Source organism: Pedobacter sp., from assembly GCF_045628745.1.
Classification (GTDB): domain Bacteria; phylum Bacteroidota; class Bacteroidia; order Sphingobacteriales; family Sphingobacteriaceae; genus Pedobacter.
In genome coordinates this window covers 1-3656 of sequence record NZ_JAZQPU010000159.1, presented here as the reverse complement: position 1 = coordinate 3656, position 3656 = coordinate 1, and the positions used below count along the sequence as shown (strand labels likewise).

Genomic DNA, 3656 nt, shown 5'->3' with positions numbered 1-3656 from the left:
TTGCTGACAGGGACTGCAAGTGCTCAAACCGGAGCCTCTGTTACAGGCATTGTTAAAGATGCCGCCGGTGGTGCCCTACCCGGGGTTTCGGTGAAAATAGAGAACAAAGAAAAGAACTTCAGGAGTACCATAGCGACCAATAACCAAGGTCAGTTTTCTGCTGGTGGCATCCCTCCCGGCGGAGGTTATACCTTTACTTTTACCTCTATAGGTTATAAAACAAAGGTATTGGAAGGGTATACCATCAACCTTTTAGATAAATTATCTATTGTGGTTAACCTTGATGAAGATGCGACCAAACTAGACGATGTAGTGATTACCGCTTTGGGCATCAAGAGAAATAAAAAAGCTTTAGGTTACAGTATTGCAGAACTCAAAGGCAATGAGCTGACCCAGGGCAGCGAAGTTAACGTAGCGAATTCCCTTTCCGGAAAAGTTTCTGGCGTACAGGTGAGTCGCGCTTCTTCAGGCTCCGGTGGTTCATCCAAAGTAGTGATCAGGGGCAATAACTCTTTGATAGGAAATAGTCAGCCTCTATATGTGGTAGATGGCGTGCCCATCGATAATCAAAACATTGGTGCTGCCAGCAGCACGGGCGGTACTGATTATGGTGATGGTATTTCCAACATCAATCCTGATGATATTGCCACCATTTCCGTGTTAAAAGGTCCGAATGCTGCTGCCCTTTACGGACAAAGAGGAAGCAACGGTGTCATCCTGATCACCACTAAAGCTGGTACTGCAGGAACAGGTTTAAACATCCAGTTCAACACCGACTTTTCTTTGGGCAATGCCCTGGTAGAGCCGGATTTTCAAAACGTATACGCACAAGGCTTAAATGGTGATTTTACGCACTTCCGCAAATCTGATGGTAGTATTGTTACCATGCAGCAAGCCATTGATGGTGGTTTAACAGGAACGCCGAAAATGAGTGGAGGCCGCGATAGGTTAACCCGCTCCAGCTGGGGACCAAAAATGGAGGGCCAGGCTTATGAAGATCCATGGGGAAACATGCTGGCCTTAACCCCACAGTCGGATACTTATAGTGCCTTTTTTCAAACCGAAAAACAGTATACCAACAACCTCAGTGTAGAAGGTGGAAATGAGAAAGTAAACTACCGACTTTCTTACGCCAATACCTATGTAGATGGTTATGTGCCGACCAATACTTTAAACAAAAACAACCTGAACTTAAGAACACAGGCTTCCATTACCGATAAATTTAAATTGGATGCCAAGTTAAACTACATCATGCAGGATGCCACCAACAGGCCCACCCTGTCTGATGCTTCTGATAACCCGGCTTACCTGTTGATCAGTCAGCCGAGAAGCATCCCTATGTCAGTGCTTAGCCAATACAAATGGACCGCAGCAGATATTTCTAAGCAATTAGGCTATTCAAACCCTGTGGTGGGCTTAGAAAAAACTTATGCCACCAATAGTTCTACGGCCAACCCTTTCTGGACCATCAATGAAACTAAAAATACCGACCGCAGAGATCGCGTGATCGGCTTTTTACGCTTGTCGTACGACATAGCCCCATGGTTGAAATTAAGTTCTACCGGCGGTACTGATTTTTATACAGACCAAAGGTTAAGATACAGGTCTATCAATACCTACCAAAGTTTAAACCGTAAAGGAGACATGAGTGAAAATGTGATCCGCGTACGCGAAGACAACTTTGATGCCCTGCTGAACAGTAATTTCAAGGTTAAAGAAGACATAAGCATTACATGGAATATAGGTGCCAGTCACCTGAGCCGTTATTTACGTCAAACAGGGAACACAGGCAGTCAGTTTGTGGTACCTAACCTATATGTCATCAACAATACCCTTACCAATTCTTATGTATTTGACCTTGTAGAATCGAAAATTAACTCGGTATATACTTCCGGACAAATAGGTTATAAAGATTATCTATACTTAGATTTAACGGCAAGAAACGATTGGAGTTCTACCCTGAATGCCAATAATAACTCTTTCTTTTATCCATCGGCAAGTGCAAGTTTTATTGCTTCAGAAGCTTTTGGCTTAACCAGCAATACCCTGCGTTACTTGAAATTCAGGGGTTCATGGGCACAGGCGGGTAGTTCTGGAAACCCTTACCAGTTGACGGGCACCTATAGTCTTGATCAGTTTTCTCATGGAGGTGTGCCGCTGGCTTCCTTCACTTCTGTTATTCCAGATAAAAACCTTAAAAATGAGCTGACGACTTCTATAGAATTTGGTTCAGATTTAGAGCTGTGGAACGGGCGTGTGGGCTTAGGTTTCACCCTTTACCAGGCTTCTACCAAAGACCAGATTTTAGATGTGCCTGTTGCGCCATCAAGTTTGTTTAATGTAATGCGTATCAATGCAGGGGAGATCAGAAACCGCGGTTTAGAGCTTTCTTTTAATGCAACACCAATTAAAACAGCCTCTGGCTTTACCTGGAAAACAACCTTTAACTTTAATAAAAACGTCAACAAAGTGTTATCGCTGGCACCCGGTGTAGAAACCTTTTTAATGGGTTCAGACAGGGGTGTAAATGTAGTGGCACAGGTTGGTCGCCCATTTGGAGAGTTGATTGGAACACAGTTTGCCTGGTTAAAAGATGAAAATGGCAACCGCTTAATTGACCCTGCTACTGGCCTGCCATTAAGAAGTAACGGCAGGGTTGTAGAAAGAATTGGCAATGCACAACCTGATTGGTTGGGTGGTTTTTTCAATACCTTCAGCTATAAAGGAATCACTTTAAACGCCTTGGTTGACATTAGACAGGGAGGCATGATTTTCTCGCAAAGTAACCGCGAAGAGATCATTTACGGTACCACCAATAAAACTGTTGAAGGCAGAGAGGGCACTTATGTAGCCTCAGGTGTGGTGGGCAAGAAAAATGCTGATGGCAGCTGGTCTGGAACTGGCGTTCAAAACACAATGGGTGTTAAAGCGCAAGATTACTGGAATATAGTGGCGAGCGATAAAGAGGTGATGGTGTCTGAAGAAATGCTCAACGATGCCAGCTACATTGCCATGAGAGAGATCAGCGTGCGTTATCAATTACCTAAGAAACTTTTGCCGACCACTAAGTTTAAAAGCATGACGGTAGGCCTATACGGCAGGAATTTATTCTATTTCCAACGTAAAACAGATGGATTTTCGCCAGAAGCATCCTCCTTCAACACCTCGAACTCTTCTATTGGTATAGAATCTACGTCTTTACCGATGCTGAGAAACATTGGATTTAATTTAAGCATAGCACTTTAACGGATATAAAATATACGCTGATGAAACACATTATAAAAATAGCACTTTGCAGCTTAACTATTTCCATAGGCTTAAGCGCTTGTACAAAGGATTTTGAAAGACTAAATACACCACCAACATCGGTAACTACCATAGATCCGGCACTGGTTTTCTCCAGGGTTTTGAAAGATGGAACCTTTACTGAAGCCGGTGAGCTGCCGAACAATAAATTCGGCTCTTGGATACAACATTGGGCAGGCGGACAGGTAGTGCCGGTATCAAGGTACCTGGAATCTTCAGAAGATCTTATCTGGGAGCAACATTATGCGCTGATTAAAGATCTAAAGCAAATCAGCTATGAGCTGAGGGGCAAAGAAACCGACCCATCGGGGCGTTCGAAGCTGGCCATTGCCAAGATTTATGAAATCAGC

The 3656-nt window shown here is 43.7% G+C and carries 1 protein-coding gene and 1 pseudogene; both read left to right on the top strand.

Features of this window, described 5'->3' with window-relative positions:
- Positions 1 to 3246 (top strand): SusC/RagA family TonB-linked outer membrane protein (locus ACR2F7_RS06530; protein WP_432712776.1); only part of this gene is annotated, 3246 nt, incomplete at its 5' end.
- A 20-nt stretch (positions 3247 to 3266) separates the two neighbouring features.
- A pseudogene (locus tag ACR2F7_RS06525) lies at positions 3267 to 3656 on the top strand (SusD/RagB family nutrient-binding outer membrane lipoprotein); the annotation flags it as partial.